Annotated in this window: 12 protein-coding genes; 7 read left to right on the forward strand and 5 right to left on the reverse strand. The window is 47.7% G+C overall.

The annotated features are described in order from the left end of the window. Nucleotides 1-23 precede the first annotated feature (23 nt). From kduI to VC28_RS13445, 4 genes are all read right to left on the reverse strand, one after another. Entirely contained in the window at nt 24-863 is an 840-nt protein-coding gene (kduI, locus tag VC28_RS13430) for a 5-dehydro-4-deoxy-D-glucuronate isomerase (RefSeq protein ID WP_049631082.1), read from the reverse strand. Between the two features lie 63 nt (nt 864-926). Next, complete coding sequence (locus VC28_RS13435; RefSeq protein ID WP_231591752.1) at nt 927-3,449, reverse strand: glycoside hydrolase family 88 protein; 2,523 nt, start codon at nt 3,447-3,449, stop codon at nt 927-929. 161 nt (nt 3,450-3,610) lie between these two features. Beyond that, nucleotides 3,611-6,349, reverse strand: a complete 2,739-nt coding sequence (locus VC28_RS13440) for a TonB-dependent receptor (protein WP_049631083.1) — start codon at nt 6,347-6,349, stop codon at nt 3,611-3,613. A 273-nt stretch (nt 6,350-6,622) separates the two neighbouring features. After that, the gene (locus tag VC28_RS13445; RefSeq protein WP_053094205.1) at nt 6,623-8,089 is read right to left on the reverse strand and encodes a glycoside hydrolase family 28 protein; all 1,467 of its coding nucleotides are present in this window, start codon (nt 8,087-8,089) and stop codon (nt 6,623-6,625) included. 739 nt (nt 8,090-8,828) lie between these two features. On the opposite strand from VC28_RS13445, the gene VC28_RS13450 reads away from it, so the two are divergent. The 5 genes from VC28_RS13450 to VC28_RS13470 all read left to right on the forward strand — a co-directional run bounded on the left by VC28_RS13450 (nt 8,829) and on the right by VC28_RS13470 (nt 14,082). Continuing rightward, on the forward strand, nt 8,829-10,349 hold the full coding sequence (locus VC28_RS13450; protein ID WP_049631084.1) for a UxaA family hydrolase: 1,521 nt from the start codon (nt 8,829-8,831) through the stop codon (nt 10,347-10,349). 344 nt (nt 10,350-10,693) lie between these two features. Further along, nucleotides 10,694-11,851 (forward strand): Re/Si-specific NAD(P)(+) transhydrogenase subunit alpha, encoded by a 1,158-nt coding sequence (locus VC28_RS13455; protein WP_049631085.1) that lies wholly within the window; start codon nt 10,694-10,696, stop codon nt 11,849-11,851. Between the two features lie 12 nt (nt 11,852-11,863). Beyond that, nucleotides 11,864-12,163 carry an NAD(P) transhydrogenase subunit alpha part 2 gene (locus VC28_RS13460; protein ID WP_049631086.1) on the forward strand — a complete coding sequence of 100 codons (300 nt, stop codon included), beginning with the start codon at nt 11,864-11,866 and terminating at the stop codon, nt 12,161-12,163. A 2-nt stretch (nt 12,164-12,165) separates the two neighbouring features. Then, a complete protein-coding gene (locus tag VC28_RS13465; RefSeq protein ID WP_049631087.1) occupies nt 12,166-13,572 on the forward strand; it encodes an NAD(P)(+) transhydrogenase (Re/Si-specific) subunit beta in 1,407 nt (468 codons plus the stop codon). A gap of 114 nt (nt 13,573-13,686) precedes the next feature. Continuing rightward, nucleotides 13,687-14,082 (forward strand): VOC family protein, encoded by a 396-nt coding sequence (locus VC28_RS13470; protein WP_049631088.1) that lies wholly within the window; start codon nt 13,687-13,689, stop codon nt 14,080-14,082. 171 nt (nt 14,083-14,253) lie between these two features. On the opposite strand, the gene VC28_RS13475 is transcribed toward VC28_RS13470, so the two are convergent. Then, nucleotides 14,254-15,195, reverse strand: coding sequence for a sugar kinase (locus VC28_RS13475; RefSeq protein ID WP_082191538.1), 942 nt, complete (start codon nt 15,193-15,195; stop codon nt 14,254-14,256). 334 nt (nt 15,196-15,529) lie between these two features. On the opposite strand from VC28_RS13475, the gene VC28_RS13480 reads away from it, so the two are divergent. Together VC28_RS13480 and VC28_RS13485 are read left to right on the forward strand one after the other, a co-directional pair. Then, a complete protein-coding gene (locus VC28_RS13480; RefSeq protein WP_049631089.1) occupies nt 15,530-17,020 on the forward strand; it encodes a mannitol dehydrogenase family protein in 1,491 nt (496 codons plus the stop codon). Between the two features lie 79 nt (nt 17,021-17,099). Next, nucleotides 17,100-18,305, forward strand: coding sequence for a pectinesterase family protein (locus VC28_RS13485; RefSeq protein WP_231591754.1), 1,206 nt, complete (start codon nt 17,100-17,102; stop codon nt 18,303-18,305). The last annotated feature ends 5 nt before the right edge of the window (nt 18,306-18,310 follow it).

Genomic DNA, 18,310 nt, shown 5'->3' on the forward strand with positions numbered 1-18,310 from the left:
CACGCGGGTATGACAGAACAAACTTATTTCAATTCACTGGGCTTGTGATGATCCATATCGGTGTAATCGTGGTTCTCTCCCGCCATGCCCCAAATAAACGTGTAGTTCGCCGTGCCTACGCCCGAGTGCATTGACCAAGGTGGTGAGACGACCGCTTGTTCATTACCAACCCACAGGTGACGGGTCTCTTCCGCTGGCCCCATGAAATGGCATACCGCATGGTCTTGTGGAATGTTGAAATAAAAATAGGCTTCCATACGGCGGCTGTGCGTATGCATGGGCATAGTGTTCCAAATACTGCCGGGTTTTAATTCGGTCATCCCCATTTGCAATTGGCAGGTATCCAGTACGGTGCTGATCATCAGCTGATAAATATCGCGCTCGTTGCAGGTATCGCCTGCGCCCATGTGCAACACCTTGCTGTTTTCTTTATTTAATTTTTTGGTGGGATAAGTGCAATGTGCGGGTGTTGAATTCAAATAAAATTTGGCTGGATTGGCTGCATCGACACTGGAGAAAATCACTTCTTTGGCACCGCGACCAATATACAGCGCCTCTTTGGTGTTGATCTCATAGACCTCACCATCGACCGATACATTACCTGCACCGCCAATGTTAATTGCGCCCAATTCACGGCGCTGCAAAAAATATTCTGACTTTAATTGATCGTAGGTTTCCAGCGCGACCGGCTTGGTTGCCGGAAATGCACCGCCCACCATCAACCGCTCATAATGCGTGTAGGTAAATAACACTTCATCTGCAGAAAAAATATTTTCCACCAGAAAATGCTTGCGCAATTTTTCGGTATCGTAATTTTTGTAGTCGTCGACGTGGACGGCAAAACGCTCTTCAAGGACTTTCATAATAAAACCTGCTAATTTGCTCCTCCCCCTTGGCAAGGGGGAGGCTGGGAGGGGGTAAATATTTTATTGCTTCAGCAATTTATACATTTCAAGACCCGCCAAAATAAACGGCGTATTGCCTTTAGGGTCGTTAGAAACAATGCGTTCGGTCATGTAATAGTTGTAGCTACCATCGCGACCAAAGCCCAAACCAGCCACCAGGCATTGATCATTCATACTGATTTTTCCATCGGCGTGTACAGTGACAAATTCATTAATCATGCCTTGATAACTTTTCACCGCAAGCTCGCGATAGGTGTCTGCAGGCAAGTAACCTTTATTAACAGCTTTGGCATAAAAGTAAGTGAACATGGCGCTCGCGGTCGATTCACGATAGTTCGCAATCTCGCCCGGCTTATCCATAATTTGCCACCAGGTCCCTGTACCCGCATCTTGATAGCGCGCAATATCCGCCGCTAACTCCACCGTAATATCGATCAGCGTTTTGCGCAATTCGGTTTCAGATTCAGGCAAATAATCGAGCACATCTACCAGCGCCATGGCATACCAACCCAAGCCGCGCGCCCAGTATTGCGATGCACGGCCATTTTCTTTGTTTGCCCAATTCGCTTGTTTTGATTCATCCCACGCGTGGTAATAAAGGCCGGTGTCCGGGTTGCGTAAATGTTTGCGCGCGACCACAAATTCATGCACTGCCTCTTTAAAACTTTCGTGCTGTTGTTCACCACTTTCATACAGCGATGCATATTGCGCAAGGAACGGCATGCCCATGTAAACACCATCCAACCACAATTGGTTAGGGTAAGTGGCGCGATGCCAAAACGCGCCTTCACTGGTACGTGGATGGCGTTTTAAATTTTCACGCAAAAAATCCACCGCTTTGCGATATTTTTCTGCACCGGTTTTTTGCTCCAGCAAAATCACCATTTGCCCCGGCTTAGTCAGGTCGATACTGAATAAATCCGGTTCAAATGTATGGATATGGCCGTCATCGCGAATGTAACTGCCGGTCACGGTTTCCAATGCGCTGGTGTACGCAGGGTCAGGGCTTAATTCATTTAATTCTTGCAATGCGGCAATTTGCATTCCCACCACATCGTATTCAAATTTTCCGGGGCGTTTGCGGTATTCGTCCCAACCTTGATAGTGGTAATTCAATGTTTTGCGCGCGAGCTCGGAATCGGCCAATTTTTTAGACCAGCCCAACGCAGCATCTGCATCAACTGGATTCTTTTTTGCATCGGCACTGAGTGTAGATTCAAAACGGATGCGCGGAGTTTTGGTCAAACGCTCCACTTCCTGGTCGAGGTAAGCTTTAAAGTCAGCCTCGGTTTTAATGCCATCCAGTTCATGCTCCCAAGCGGCAAGAAAATAATATTCCAGCTCACCGCCTTTATCTTTCATCACCGATACATAGGAATTTTCATCCTGGGTTTGTTCGGCGCGGTCATCGCGACGGAAAATTACCGCCATGCCTAAATGGTCATTTTCACCGCTCAGACTTTGCTTGCCCCAGCTGGCAACATAGGTCCAGGCGTAGCCGCTGATTTCTTGCGGCCCTTCCAACAGAGTGGTGCCTTTATGCTTGACCAAACCAATGGCCAGATTCGGCAGTTGTTTGCTCGCTTTGAGTTTGACATTCACCAAACGGCTGCCAGCGTTCATGGAAAAGTGCGCAGCGAGATCTACTTTTTGGTTGTTGATTTGCCAGCCGTTGTAATTGATTTTAAAGCCGGAATAAATATCGCCATTGTTGGTGATGATGGCATCGCGGGTATCAACTTGCGACACCAAGTCAACGCTCTTGCCATTCCAAAAACCAAAACCACCCATGCCGAGGGATTTACCCACTTTCAGCACATCTACGCCCCAATCAGCATTGATGTGATAGTCGTCGTAATTATTCACACCGACATTTTGCAACACGACATCGTTAACGCGTTTGCCAAAAATATCAAAACCGTTGCGCCAATCGAGATAAATACGGTACGCCACTTTGTCCGATTCTATGCCGGGGCCTTCATAGCGAATCCAATAGGAGTGGTCGGTATACTGTGGCGGTGGCGTTACGCTCTGCACATTTTTAAATGTGCCACCCACATATTCTTTGCCTTTCCATTCGCCGCCTTCTTTAATGGAAATTTCAGCCTGGGTTTGTTTTGTTAACGCGGGCTTGGCGATGGATGGATCACGGGTAACGGTAAAATATTTAATTTCTGCCGGAGCAAAATCCGCTACCAACAACAAACTATCGAGCGTGCCATCGCCATCGGTATCAACCGTTTGTGATGGCTGAGCTTGATCACCTACCAATACATTCAGGTGTTTTATTGCATCATCTCCCGCGCTTATTCCCAAATCATAAAACGGGAAATAAACCGGTTCGCGCTGCAGCGCAAAAGCATTGGCATTGGTAATCTCTGCCGTTGCCAAAGTAAATTGTTGTTCAGCGTGCGCAACAGATGTTGTAGCCGTGGCATTTTGTTTATCAATGGATTGCTCTGTGGTTTTTTCCGGTGAGCATCCAACCAATGCTGCCAAAAAAATACCGCCATAAATTACTTTATTTTTAAACAATAGACTCACGATCTACCCCTCTCTTGCGTATCAATTTTTGCGCATTAATCGCACAGGCTTTAATAATCAAATAGGGATGCCAGCGAACTGGCATCCCTTTTTGTTGCTTTCACCATTTATTGCTTTCGCAATTCACATACTGCATGTCGCACATATGCGCTCAAACACTATCAGTATTTGTATTGCACACCGAGATAGTATTGACGGCCAGTTGAGTGGTAGTAAGAAAGACGTTTTTCATCTTCCGTACCAACCCATTGGTCATCCACTTCGTCGGTCAGGTTTAATGCTTCGAAGGTAAATTTCCAGTTATCGTTTAACTGATAACCGAAGGATGCATCAACGTTGAACGTTTCGTTAACACCTTCTTCAACGTTGCCATCGCGACCCACTGGATAAGTGAGGTATCCGCTGCGGGTTGCAGCAGACACACGAGCGCTGAATGCATCGTCTTCGTAGTATAGCGTCGCACTGGTTGTTTCATCGGACAGGTCAACCAAAGGTTTGGTCGCCTGAACCAGACCTGCGGTGTTCAGGTAATCCATGTCGGACTCAATGCTGGTGTAAGAACCGATGAAACCGAAGTTACCCCAAACACCCGGCAGGAAAGTGAACGGCTGTTGGTAGCTAATTTCGTAACCATCCAAATCACCGCCAGGACCATTGGTTGGAACGGTGTATTGCCACTCAAGGTTTTCATTACAGTTTGCACCGTAACCACCCAGTGCAGCGCCGTTTTTGGTACAAGCATCTATCGCAGCCTGAATTGGCAAACTCAACTCACTGGCCAATTCGCTATAAACACGTGAAGAGTTCAGCGATTGGATATGGCTCGCAATTTCTTTCTTGAACAACGTCAACGCGATCATGCCTTCTTCAGAGAAATACCACTCAGCACCTAAGTCATAACTCTTGGCTTTGGTTGGCTCAAGGAATGGGTTACTGCCGCTTACCTGACGGTTAGTACCGTTTACGGTTACGCTAGTTGCCGGAGTCAGGCTACTCAACCCTGCGCGTGAAATACCTTCGGAATAGCTTGCACGTAACAAGAAGTCCTCAACTGGCTCCAAGCTCAAATTCAGTGAAGGCAGTGTGTCGGAGTAATCGTGATCTACAGTGATCCACTGTGCAGGGGTTGTCAGAATATAGCCTGAAGTGCTTTGCTCGGTATCAAAGCGACGCACACCTACATCACCGCGGAATGGCATGCCGGCAATTTCAGTTTCAAAATCCACTTGCACAAAGTAACCCAGCGTTTCTTCAGAAACGTCATACGTACCGGTAGTCGCGGTTGAACTGGTGTTGATCACCATCGGCAAATCAAACAGGTTGTAGGCTTCCATAATGGCTGCACGGTTAGGAATCAACCACGCACGGCCATCGCCCACACCAGCTTTGTACTCTGAAATAAAATCAGGATTAGACTGGATGTTAACGCCGTTGGCACCTTCACCACCCTGATAGGAGTATTGATCAGTGCTGAAATTAAATTCTTTTTGTTCAACACCAAATTTGAATGTCAGACCATCCGCCAGATCGTATTCAAAATTGATTTTTGCCGCTTCACTTTCATTCAGTGTAGATTGCGGACGCTGACGCACAGCAGTAGCCACCCATGAGGCTTTCTCATAAGCCGCATCACCAAAAGTAAGGGTCGGAGTGTAGCCACGATAATCATAAGTGAAGCGCTGATTGCTCGCTTGCATCAACAATGTATTTTGGATTGGGTTGTCGTAATCGGATTTGGTTTCGCCGTACATGGCATTCACACGGAAGCTTTCACCAAATTCCTGCTTCACATTCAAGGTACCTTGAGAGAAGTCAGTTGATGCTTCGTCAAAACGGTTTTCAGAGAGCAAACGAATACCGGCCAAATCTGCATACACCAGAGTATCACCCTGAATTTCGTAATCCAGCACATTACCGGTAGTTACGTTAGTGCCAGGGTTGAGCGATGCCTGCATAAAAAGCTCTTGGCGAGTGGTATCAAATTTTGCCCATAAGCCATCCAGACTGATTTCAGTAGTATCAGTTGGACGGAATTGCAAAGACAAACTGGAGCCCAAGCGTTCCATTTCGTGCGTATAGGAATCGTAACGGGGAATACGTGGCTTGAATGACGAATTCACTTCATGAGAAGCAGTGATTGGCGCTCCATTGAGGAAGCCAAAACGGTTGGCACTTGCCTCACTCCAACGCACCGTACTAGTGCCTTCGTCTTTTACATCACGCTCGGAATAAGACAATGAAAAAAGCGCACCGAATTTTCCATCGGCAAACGTATTACTCACCAAGAAAGAAGTAGCAGGATTGGTTTTTTCAGCGTCTTCGTTGTAGCCCAATTGGCCGGATGCGGTGAAAACAAAACCATCGTAATCAAATGGCTGCGCTGCTTTCAAATCAACGGTTGCACCCAATGAACCTTCTGCAATTTCTGCAGAACCGGTTTTACGCACTGTCAATGAGCTGAATAAATCTGATGTGAATGTGTTGAAGTCAAAACCGCGGCTGCGGTTGTTACCACCAACAGCGTCGGTACCGCCAGTAGTAGAAATAGTCTCCATGCCGTTCAAACGCACGGTGGTAAATGCAGAGCCCAAACCACGCACAGCAATTTGACGACCTTCACCACCAGAACGGGTAATGGCTACACCGGAAATGCGCTGCAAGGATTCAGCGAGGTTGTTATCTGGAAACTCAGCAATGTCTGATGCAACAATTGAATCGGTAAAACCGCTTTGATTGCGTTTGATGTTCATCGCATTCTGCAAGCTGTCGCGGAAACTACCGGTAACAATGACCTCTTCTACGGTATCGTCTCCAGCACCCTGATCTTGTGCATAAGCGCCCATAGACAACGTACCGGCCATCATGGCTAACACGATCGGATTGAGTTTAAATTTTCTCATAGCTATTCCCCATCTTTTATTGTGATTAAATCATTGAGCTAGCGTAGCTGTGTCATTCATCGCACTCACAGCGTGACAACAGATGACACGGTTTCACAAACACCACAGTAGTTGCCGCACCTTGACGACGAATGACTGCTGCAATTTGTAATCTGGTTTTGTTTCAATCCAGGCATTAACCAATCGCACTGGATCAATCACGGTTTTTATTCATGGATGCGGCGCGTAACTTCCGCAGAAATTTTTATGTCAATAACGCTGCCTTGGCAGCCATCACACTTTGAATTCAACACCCTGGATTAAAACTCCGTCCGCAACAAAGTTATCCATTTTTTCCAACACACCAATTTCACCCACTTGGGAAAATTGGCAATTGGTGAGATGCAAATTTTGAATCGGTGAGCGCTCATAGCCACGCACCTGAAATACTTTTACTGCTTTTTGGCAAGTGAGGTTGCGGATATCGATATTGCGCACGATGGGCGTAAATTTTCCGGCGTCGCCTTCTTCGTAATCAAAGTCGATCACAATGGCGGTGTGCACTTCGCCAATGGAAACATCGCGGATAAAAAAGTTTTCAATCAAACCGCCGCGCACTGAATTGGTTTTGATGCGAATGCCGCGCTCCAGATCCGGGCTGCTCATTTCGCAATGCTCAACAAATACGTTGCGCGCACCGCCGGAAATTTCGCTGCCGATCACAACACCGCCGTGACCGCTGCGCATTTTGCAATGGCTGATAAGAATATTTTCAGAGGGGATATTGATCCGGCGGCCATCGGCATTGCGGCCAGATTTAAGTGCGATGCAATCATCGCCGGTATCAAACAAACAATTTTTGATCACAACATTTTTGCAGGACTCAGGATCACAACCATCGGAATTGGGGCCGAGGCTCGCAAAATCGACACCATCGATAGTGACGTTTTCACACAGCACCGGATTGAGCAACCAAAAAGGCGCATTGGTAATGGTGATACCTTCAATCAATACATTGGTGCATTGGTAGGGCTGGACAAACACCGGGCGCAAGTAAGAACCTTCGGCATAAATGCGCTGCGCAACCGGCACATTGTTTTCCATGTCTTGCATCAGTTTATTGCGCGCTTCCGCCTGGGTTGGAACGCCGGGAATACCCCAGTCAACCGAGCTGAAATTGCTCCCCTTCCAGGGCCACCAGGTAGTGCGATTAGCCTGGCCATCCACCGTACCTTTTCCGGTCACGGCAATATTGGTTTGCTTGTAGGCGTAAATCAGCGGGGAATAACCCATGATCTCCATACCTTCCCAGCGGGTTAATACTTCAGGCAGGTAAGCTTTGGGATCGGTCTTGAATGCGATGGTCGCATCACCGGTGATATGCAGGTTGACGTTGGACAATAAATGGATCGGGCCCGTTAAGTAGCGCCCCCCAGTCACCAGCACTTTACCGCCACCTGCGCTGTGGCACGCGGCGATTGCTTTGGCAAATGCCTCGCTGCAATCGAAAACGCCGCCCGCTTGTGCGCCAAAATCGCGGACATCAAACGTGCGCTCAGGAAATGTAGGTGCAACCACTTGCTGGCGAATCTGCTCTGCCAGTGCCCAGGCATCGGCCACGGCATTGTGATCGGCTTTGACAGATGCCTGGCGGGCACAGCCCGACCCCACACTTGCCAATGCACCAAGCCCAACCACGCCGGGCAGGGTGCGGGAGATAAAGTCACGGCGACCTGATTGTAATAGGCAGTTATCTTTCACCAGTGTTAGCTCTCGTGTTGTCTTGCGTTTTAATTTTTTTGTTTTTCTTATTACTTACTTTTACTGACTTCTTTTACTTACAGCCTCGCTTCACAGCTCTGAGGGCCGCCTTTGAGCCTTTTGCTGCAGGGCGAAGCATCAAAAAAGATAAACATCCTCATATAGAGTGAAAAACATTCTGGATGTCATATTCGATAAATGCAATACAGCCACCCCAAAAAAAACCACTATTAGGTAATTTTTCGTTAATTTAGCCATTTAATGGTCATGTATACGTTTACATTTTAAATGCGATAGTTTTGTATACGTTTACACATGTAAATCAATAAAAATAATTTGAAATTTTTGTTTTTTGGCAAAAGAAAAATTATTTCAATAAATGCAAATAAATTAGGATAAAAATGTTTTTCACTGCGCCATCTTTTTATGTAACAGGCTAAGGTTTCCTGTCGCACAAATGAAAACGGTTACATTGCGGGTTTTATGGGTTTTGGGGCTGTTGCGAGGGGTAAAAATCCGGCGTAGATTTGATCCCGGTATTGACCGAATACCATTGCCGATTTTGAGGCGCCGCAAGGCGCCTTTTTTTTCGGGACAGTTTTAGCAGGCGATAAATACACCGTATCGACACCCGCCAGAGTGCAATCAGGATACGGCCAGTCGCAAATGATAAGACCCATCGTAATAAGTGAGGCGGTCTACACTTATCACTTAGAGTCAACCAGAGAGAGACATCAGCGTGAGCAGCATTATTGTTTTACATGACAGTGATAACGTCGGTATCTGTAAAGTCGCGCTGCCTGCAGGCGTATTGTTTGCCGAGCGTGATGTCACCCTCGCACGCGATATTCCGGCCATGCACAAAGTGGCTGTGCGCCCCATCGCCAAAGGCGAACCTATCCTTAAATACGGGCAGACCATCGGCTTTGCCAGTGAAGACATCCCCGCCGGTGAGCATGTGCATGTACACAACTGCGTCATGGGCGAGTGGGAAAAAGATTACAGCTTTGGAAAAGATGCCAAAGCCACCGAATTTGTACCGGCCGACCAACGCGCCACTTTCCAAGGTTACAAGCGCGCCAACGGCAAAGTGGGCACACGTAACTACGTGGGCATTATCACCACCGTGAATTGCTCGGCTACAGTCGCCAAAGCCATCGCCCAACATTTCACCTTTTCCGGCGAGCTGGAACAATTTCCTCATATCGATGGCGTGGTTGCCATGACCCACGACAGCGGCTGCGGTATGCGCTCGGACGGTGAAGGTTACGAAACCCTGCGCCGCACTTTTAATGGCTACGCACGCCACCCGAATTTTGGCGGGGTGATGATGGTTGGCCTGGGCTGCGAGACCATGCAGATCCAGCGGGTGATGGAAGAGTGTGGCCTCGCCGATTCCAAAACCTTTACTGCATTTACTATTCAAGATGTCGGCGGCACGCGCATCGCAATTGAAAAGGGCATTGAAACCCTGCGCGCAATGTTGCCCTTGGTGAATCAAGCACGGCGTGAAACCGTACCCGCGAGTGAACTGATTATTGGTTTGCAATGCGGCGGCTCGGATGCGCTCTCTGGCATTACCGCCAACCCGGCGCTGGGTATTGCGGGCGATATTTTAGTGCGCCACGGCGGCACAGTCATTTTGTCCGAGACACCGGAAATTTTCGGCGCAGAACATTTGCTCACGCGCCGCGCGCAATCGCCAGCGGTTGCACAAAAATTATTGGATCGCATCGAGTGGTGGAAAGATTACACCGCGCGCAACGATTTTGAATTAAACAATAATCCATCGCCCGGCAACAAAGCCGGTGGCCTCACCACGATTATTGAAAAATCCCTCGGTGCGCAAGCCAAAAGCGGTTCAACTAATTTGACCGATGTGTTTTTGTACGGTGAAGACGTTACCACCAAAGGTTTTGTGTTTATGGATAGCCCGGGATACGACCCGGTATCCGCCACCGGGCAAGTTGCATCGGGTGCACAAATTTTGTGTTTCACCACCGGCCGCGGCTCGGCTTTTGGTTGCAAGCCAGCACCGAGTATCAAGCTTGCTACCAACAGTAAAATCTATAACCACATGCAAGAGGATATGGATTTGAACTGCGGCAAAGTGTCCGATGGTGAAATCAGCTTGGAAGAATCCGGTCAGGAAATTTTTGCAGAAATCCTTGCGGTTGCTTCCGGCAAAAAAACCAAAAGCGAATTGCTCGGCTATGGCGATAATGAATTTATCCCATGGAAAATTGGTGCAGTGGTGTAAATCCAATTTTTGTGCGTGATGGACTCCGGTATTCCCTCCGGGACACGCCGTAAATACATCCGTGTAGGCTCGACTGCGGCATCCATGCCGCAGACGGTCCCGGATGAAATACCGGAATCCATCTGCAAGATCATCACGCAGAATTAGAAACGTAAATAAAACAGTATCTGGAATACTCGGGATCAATCAAAGAATTGACTCGTCAAAATAACCAGCAACAAGCTGGAATCTACTAGAAGCAAGTTACGGCAAGTTCCATTCGTATCGTCAACCACATTAATACTGTTATTGATGGAAACTTGTATTGCCGAAAATTTGCCACGACTACAGAGGGCGACAATAAAATGAAAATTGTAATTTCTAAAGAGCGACGCGCGCACGAGCGCCGCGTTGCTGCAACACCCGATACCGTCAAAAAATTTATCGCACTGGGTTTTGATGTGGCGATTGAAAAAGATGCCGGTATTGCCAGCCGTATTAGTAACGAATCCTATCAGGAAGCGGGAGCAACCATCAGCGATAACCTCGCTGACTTGTTGGGCTCTGCTGATATCGTATTAAAAGTGCAGCGTCCGTTATTGGCGAATGAAGGCGATGTGAATGAGCTCGCACTGATCAAACGCGGCGCGCTATTAATCGCCATGCTTGCACCTTACGCCGAACCCTCGGCAATTCAACAATATGCCGATGCCGGTATCACCGCACTGACATTGGAATTTGTACCGCGCATTACCCGCGCGCAATCGATGGACGTGCTCAGTTCGCAATCCAACCTCGCCGGTTATCGCGCAGTATTGGAAGCCATCAATGTATACGACCGCGCCATGCCAATGATGATGACCGCCGCAGGCACCATTGCACCGGCACGCGTGATGGTGTTGGGCGCGGGCGTTGCCGGTTTGCAGGCCATCGCCACGGCAAAACGATTGGGCGCAATTGTGTCTGCTACCGATGTGCGAGCTGCATCCAAAGAGCAAGTGGAAAGCCTTGGCGGAAAATTTGTGATGGTGGAAAGCGATGAAGTGAAAAACGCTGAAACCGCAGGCGGATACGCCAAAGAAATGAGCGACGACTACAAGCGCCGTCAGGCGGAGTTGGTTGCAGAAACCTTAAAGAAACAAGACATCGCTATTTGCACTGCGTTAATTCCCGGCCGCAAAGCGCCTACATTAATTAATGATGAAATGGTGCACAGCATGCGCCCTGGTTCAGTGATTGTTGATCTTGCCGCGGAGCAAGGCGGCAATTGCACGCTGACCAAACCGGGTGAAATTGTTGAAGTAAATGGCGTGACGATTATTGGCTTGTTCAATATTCCCAGCCGCTTATCGGCCGATGCCAGCGCACTTTACGCCAAAAATATTTTAAATTTTGTAACACCCATGATCGATGCCAACAAACAGTTCAACGTGAATTGGCAAGACGACATCATCGCGGCAACCGTGCTTACATGCGACGGCGCGATAGTTCATCCCAACTTTAAACCGGCTACATCTGCCTAAGGGGAAGTGATCATGGAAACCAATTTTGTTTCGCAACTCTCTATTTTTGTGTTGGCGATTTTTGTGGGTTACTACGTTGTGTGGAGCGTAACGCCCGCACTGCACACACCTTTGATGGCAGTGACCAATGCGATCTCTTCTGTGATTATTGTCGGTGCATTAATTGCGGTTGGCCCCGAGGGCATGAGCCTGTCAAAAGTATTGGGCTTTTGCGCGATGGTGCTGGCAGCAATCAATATTTTTGGTGGCTTTACGGTCACGCACCGCATGCTCGCTATGTATAAAAAGAAAAATAAAGCAGGGGAGAAATAATCATGTCATCACTCAATGAAAATTTAACCTCGCTCGCGTATTTGGTGGCCGCTGTTTTATTCATTATGGCGCTGCGCGGTTTGTCATCACCCGAGTCATCGCGCAAAGGTAATTTGTTTGGCATGCTGGGTATGACTATCGCCGTGGTTACGACGGTGTTAAGCCCCGCAGTGACTTCTTATGGCTGGATTTTATCGGCACTCGCGATTGGCGCCGTGATCGGGATTTTTATCGCGCGCAAGATTGCGATGACCGCCATGCCGCAATTGGTTGCAGCCTTTCACAGCTTGGTAGGTATGGCCGCTGTATTGGTTGCCGGTGCTGCATTTAGCAACCCTACCGCGTTTGGAATTGTCAACGCAGCGGGTGAGATTTATATCGCCAGCCGCATTGAAATGGGCTTGGGTGTTGTGATTGGTGCAATTACCTTTTCCGGTTCCGTGATTGCGTTTACCAAACTGCAAGGTTTGGTATCGGGCAAGCCGATTGTATTTGCAGGCCAGCATTTTATTAACGCCATTCTCGGCGCAGCGATTCTCGGTTTGATTGGTTATTTTTGTGTGGATCAATCGCCTTGGGTATTTTGGGGAATGACGGCGCTCGCATTTGTCATTGGTGTGCTGCTGATTATTCCCATCGGCGGTGCGGATATGCCCGTGGTGGTTTCCATGCTCAATTCCTATTCCGGTTGGGCCGCTGCTGGTATTGGTTTTACCTTGCATAACGATGCGCTAATCGTCACTGGTGCACTAGTCGGCTCGTCAGGTGCCATCCTCTCCTATATCATGTGCAAAGGCATGAACCGCTCGTTTTTTAACGTGATTCTCGGTGGTTTTGGTGCAGATACATCAAGCGCGGGTGCAGCAGCTGGTGGCGATGATCGCCCGGTAAAACAGGGCAGCGCAGAAGATGCCGCGTTCATTATGAAAAATGCGGGCTCGGTAATTATTGTTCCCGGTTACGGTATGGCCGTTGCGCAAGCGCAACATGCCTTGCGTGAAATGTGCGAAGAATTAAAAAAAGCCGGAGTCAAAATCAGTTACGCGATTCATCCGGTCGCTGGCCGTATGCCAGGGCATATGAACGTATTGCTCGCCGAGGCGAATGTTCCTTACGACGAAGTATTTGAACTGGAAGACATTAACAATGAATTCCAAACAGCGGACGTAGCGTTTGTCATAGGCGCTAACGATGTCACCAACCCCGCAGCCAAAACCAATCCGCAAAGTCCGATTTTTGGTATGCCGATTCTGGAAGTGGAAAAGGCGCGCACTGTATTGTTTGTGAAGCGCTCAATGGCGTCAGGCTATTCCGGTGTGGAAAACGAATTATTCCATCGCGATAACACCATGATGTTATTTGGCGATGCGAAAAAAATGGTGGAAACCATTGTTAAAAATATTGCGTAACCTGTTTTACGTTATTTGCGTTCTGGAGCCATATTGAGTGCCCTTAAAAGCACTCTCTTTTTACATGAACCGACTTCATATTTTTTTGCCCGCAGAAATAAGTAGTAAGCCGTTATGAAGATTGAACATTTTGCTGTAAACGTTGCCGACCCGATTGCCATGGCCGAATGGTACGTTGCCCATATGGGGTTGCGTGTGGTGCGCAAACAGGATGGCGGCGCTAACACACATTTTCTCGCAGATGATTCCGGCGATGTCATGCTTGAAATTTATAATAATCCGCCCGACCAGGTACCGGATTATAAAAATATGAATCCGCTGTTATTGCATTTGGCATTTGTGTGTGACAACCCGGAACAGAAGCGCGCCGAACTGGAAGCGGTAGGCGCAAGCTTTGCGGAAGAAGTGCATATTAAAGATGGATCACATCTGGTGATGATGCGCGACCCTTGGGGGCTGGCAATCCAGTTGTGTAAGCGTGGAAATAAAATGCTGAAGTGTCAGCAGTGATGTATCAAATAAACTTAAAAACATACTTCGAACCCGTTTGCTGTTAAGGTTTTTGTTTCGAAAACGCATCAACCCATCCGTGGGGCTCACATTCGCCATCCATGGCTCAAGTGTTTCGAAACAAAAACCTTAACAGCAAACTCACAATAGAATTGTGTTCGATTGATCGGCCTATGCGCCAAGTTCTTTATCAAAAACAGCTTTATCAATAATTGCACCGCGATGGCGAATGATAATACCGGCGCAGCGAATACCTTGTTTGGCAGAATCCTCAATGGATTTTTTCTGCAAACGCCCGGCGAGATAGCCAGCGTTAAATGTATCGCCCGCACCGGTAGTATCAATAACACCTTGCACCGGTGGAACAGGTACACAGATTTCAGCATCGGGCGTAATGATTACCGCATCGTCAGCACCACGCTTTAATACCAGCTCGCTCAGATTGTAATTTGCATAACGCTGCTTGCAACCTTCGATGCTGTCATCGCCCCACAGGAGTTGTTCGTCGTCCAGCGTGAGCAAAGCAATGTCGGTGTATTCCATGATTGCGAGCATGGCTTGTTGCGCTTCGCCTTTGTCGCGCCATAAACGCGGACGATAGTTGCTGTCGAATGCAACGATCACATCTTGTTGACGCAGTTTGTGCAAGGCGTTGTACAAAAACTCGCGCGACTTTTCGCCGATGATCGCGAGCGTAATACCGCTCAGGTAAACGCAGTTGCAATTCACCAGTTTTTGGCAAAGCTGGTCTGCCGCTTCTTGCGATTGGAACAATTCGCGCGCGGGGGCTTCTTTACGCCAATAGAAAAATTCGCGCTCGCCATCCGGGCGGTTGCGAATGATGTACAAGCCAGGTGAGCGGCCGGGTATTTGTTTGATCATGCCGGTGCCGATATCTTCATTGGCCATACGCTGCATGATTTGCGCGCTGTAAGGGTCATCGCCCAATTGGGTGACGTAATCAGTCTGCAAACCCAAACGCGCCATATAAACGGATGTGTTGTAGGTGTCACCAGCGAAGGAAAGTGCCATCGTTTCGCGGCCGTTGCTGTCGGCAGTCGGGAAAGGAGAAAGCTCCACCATGACTTCGCCAATTGCTGCTATGTGTGCCATGTTAATTGTCCACAGATATACAAATGAATATTTATAAATTACGTGTGCAGTGCTTGTTAGGTAATTCGATGTGCGCTTTAAACAGCGCAATAATTAACCCGGCAACTATATCACTTGTTAATTATCAACCCTAGAAATTTGTGAAATTAAAATGAAGTTGTTTCAAAAAAAATGATTTTTCCTGATTGGAAATAAAGTTATTTTTATTGCAGGAAAAATATTTTTTCAGTGCTGTTTTTATATTTTATAAGCACCGTACATACAGGTTTATTTTTTTACATTTTTATTTTTGCGTTTTTTTATTGACCGCCATTAACCTTGCTGGATTTTTATAATGAGTCGTTTAAACAACAACAGTTTGTCACAGTTACCCAAAGACGTTGCCTTACCAAAGTATGATCGCGTGCACTTGGTGCCCGGTATTGTGCACTTGGGCATAGGTGCATTCCATCGCGCGCACCAAGCTTTTTATACAGAAGCGGTATTAAACCAGTTTGGCGGTGATTGGGGCATTATCGGTAGCAGTTTGCGTTCACCCAGTGTGCGCGACCAACTTGTCCCGCAAGATTGTTTATACACCTTGGTTGAACGTTCGGGCGATGGCGAAAAATTACAAATTATCGGTGCCGTAACCGACACTTTGGTCGGCCCGGAAAATCCGGCTGCATTGGTTGCAACCATGGCGCAACCGAATATTAAAATTGTATCGCTCACCGTGACTGAAAAAGGTTACTGCCACGACCCTGCAAGCGGAAACCTGAACGAAAACCACCCCGATATCATTCATGATTTACAACACCTGGATAAACCGGTTTCTGCCATTGGTTTTATTGTTGCCGCATTAAAACAGCGTTTTGAAAAAAATCAAAAGGCATTCACTGCATTGAGTTGCGATAACCTGCCCAATAACGGTGAAGTGCTGGAAAAAGTCGTGCTGCAATTTGCGCAAAAAATTTCACCGGCACTCGCAAGCTGGATTAAATCCAACGCCACTTTTCCCAGCACCATGATTGACCGTATTGTTCCAGCTACAACCGATGATGACCGTCGCGATATTGAAGCGCGTTTGAGCATTAACGGTGAACCCGTGCGCGATGAAGGCATGGTGGTGTGCGAACCTTTTTCGCAGTGGGTTGTAGAAGATAAATTTGCTGACGGCCGCCCTGCCTGGGAAAAAGTCGGTGTGCTCTTGGTTGACGATGTACGTGTTTTTGAAAAAATAAAATTGCGCTTATTAAATGGCGCTCACTCCACTATGGCCTACACCGGTTATCTCTCCGGCTTCCAATACATCAGTGAAGTCATGGAGCAACCTGCATTTGTGAATTTGGTAAAAACTTACATGGCGCGCGAAGCCGGTGAAACCATCAGTGCGCCTGCAGGTTTTGATATTGAAGCTTACAAACAACAATTGCGCGACCGCTTTTCCAACAAAGCACTCAAGCATCGCACTTGGCAGATCGCTATGGATGGCTCGCAAAAATTGCCACAGCGTTTATTGGAAACCCTGCGCGAACAATTAGCGGGCAACGGCAACATCGATATTTTATGTTTGGGCGTTGCCGCCTGGATTCGCTATGTATCCGGTGTGGATGAACAAGGTAATGCGATTGAAGTGTCCGATCCGCTTGCAAAAGAATTGCGTGCCTCCTGCGATGCCAATCAAGGTAACCCTGCAGGTATGGTAAAAGCGGTTGTGGAAATTCAAAAAGTATTTGGCAGCGATTTAATTAATGAAGCGCGTTTTGTTGCAACAACGACGCAGTGGTTGGAGCGTTTTTATAGCAAAGGTGTATTCAATTCTATTAAGGACGCTTTTCAATAACATTTCCCAGCGTCGCACTCACTCGTAGGGATCCAGCTTGCAAAAATGGATCCCCGCTTCGCGAGGATGACGACTCGCGATGATTATTCCCCACGCCCAAGCTCGGCTTGGGAAGCGAAAAATTCAAACCAATTACCCATTCTTGCCCAGCGGAGCTACATTAATGATTGCCAAGCAGCTACCCGGAATCAGTTGTATTTTTCTCGCAACACTGTTTATTTTCGGTTGTGCCAATCAGCCCACGTCTACTTACGATGCCTGGGTGGATCGCTCTGCAAAATCAACAGTCCATCACTTCACGAGTATTCAGGCTGCACTGGATGCTGCACCCAACAACTCCATAAAACCCTATCGAATTTTTATTGCCTCAGGCGAGTACTATGAAAAAATTGTTATCGCCAAACCCAATATTCATTTGATCGGAGAAAATAAAAATAACACGCGCCTGTATTACGATGCTTACGCCGGGCAACAATCTACTGATATAGGCGCAACCAAAGGACAAATTTGGGGCACCTCGGGTTCCGGCACATTAATTATTCGCGCAGCGGATATACAACTTCACCACATCACAATTGAAAACAGTTTTGACTTTATCGGCAATGATGCACTTGCCGATGATGACACAAACCGTGTTGCCAATACCCAAGCCGTTGCATTGCATTTGGATAACGGCAGCGACCGCTTTCTTGCGCGCCATGTCCGTTTGCTCGGCAATCAGGACACCTTATTTGTAAACGCCGGACGCAGTTGGTTTGATCAGGTTTTTATTGCAGGCAACATTGATTTTATTTTCGGGCGCGGCAATGCACTTTTTACCCAGTCAGAGATTCACACCACTGGGCGTGGCAAACCGGCGAATCCTCATGCGTTTTTGGTTGCACCTTCAACCAATATTGCGGATGAATTCGGTTTAACGTTTATCGATTGCACACTCACCCGCGCAGCATCTGTACCGGATAATTCCGTACCGCTCGGCCGCCCATGGCACCCCACCACCCAATTTGCCGACGGACGCTACGCCGACCCCAATGCAATTGGCAAAGCAGTATTTATTAATAGCTGGATGGATGCGCACATCACTACAGATGGTTGGTATTCCATGAGCGGCACCGCAAAAGACGGCAGTAAAATGGTGTTCCTGCCTGAAGACTCACGCTTTTTTGAATTTAATAGCCGGGGCCCCGGCGCAGCGATTAACCACAAACGCCGTCAATTAAATGCGGCAGAAGCCAACGCATATACCCGCGAAAAAATATTGGGCGATTGGAACCTAACACATTAAGCAGG

The sequence above is a fragment of the Cellvibrio sp. pealriver genome, assembly GCF_001183545.1.
Classification (GTDB): Bacteria; Pseudomonadota; Gammaproteobacteria; order Pseudomonadales; family Cellvibrionaceae; genus Cellvibrio.

Coding starts and splice junctions, on each gene's coding strand:
- kduI (WP_049631082.1), bottom strand. CDS start 863: ATGAAAGTCCTTGAAGAGCGTTTTGCCGTCCACGTCGACGACTACAAA.
- VC28_RS13440 (WP_049631083.1), bottom strand. CDS start 6,349: ATGAGAAAATTTAAACTCAATCCGATCGTGTTAGCCATGATGGCCGGT.
- VC28_RS13460 (WP_049631086.1), top strand. CDS start 11,864: ATGGAAACCAATTTTGTTTCGCAACTCTCTATTTTTGTGTTGGCGATT.
- VC28_RS13480 (WP_049631089.1), top strand. CDS start 15,530: ATGAGTCGTTTAAACAACAACAGTTTGTCACAGTTACCCAAAGACGTT.
- VC28_RS13475 (WP_082191538.1), bottom strand. CDS start 15,195: ATGGCACACATAGCAGCAATTGGCGAAGTCATGGTGGAGCTTTCTCCT.
- VC28_RS13465 (WP_049631087.1), top strand. CDS start 12,166: ATGTCATCACTCAATGAAAATTTAACCTCGCTCGCGTATTTGGTGGCC.
- VC28_RS13455 (WP_049631085.1), top strand. CDS start 10,694: ATGAAAATTGTAATTTCTAAAGAGCGACGCGCGCACGAGCGCCGCGTT.
- VC28_RS13470 (WP_049631088.1), top strand. CDS start 13,687: ATGAAGATTGAACATTTTGCTGTAAACGTTGCCGACCCGATTGCCATG.
- VC28_RS13485 (WP_231591754.1), top strand. CDS start 17,100: ATGATTATTCCCCACGCCCAAGCTCGGCTTGGGAAGCGAAAAATTCAA.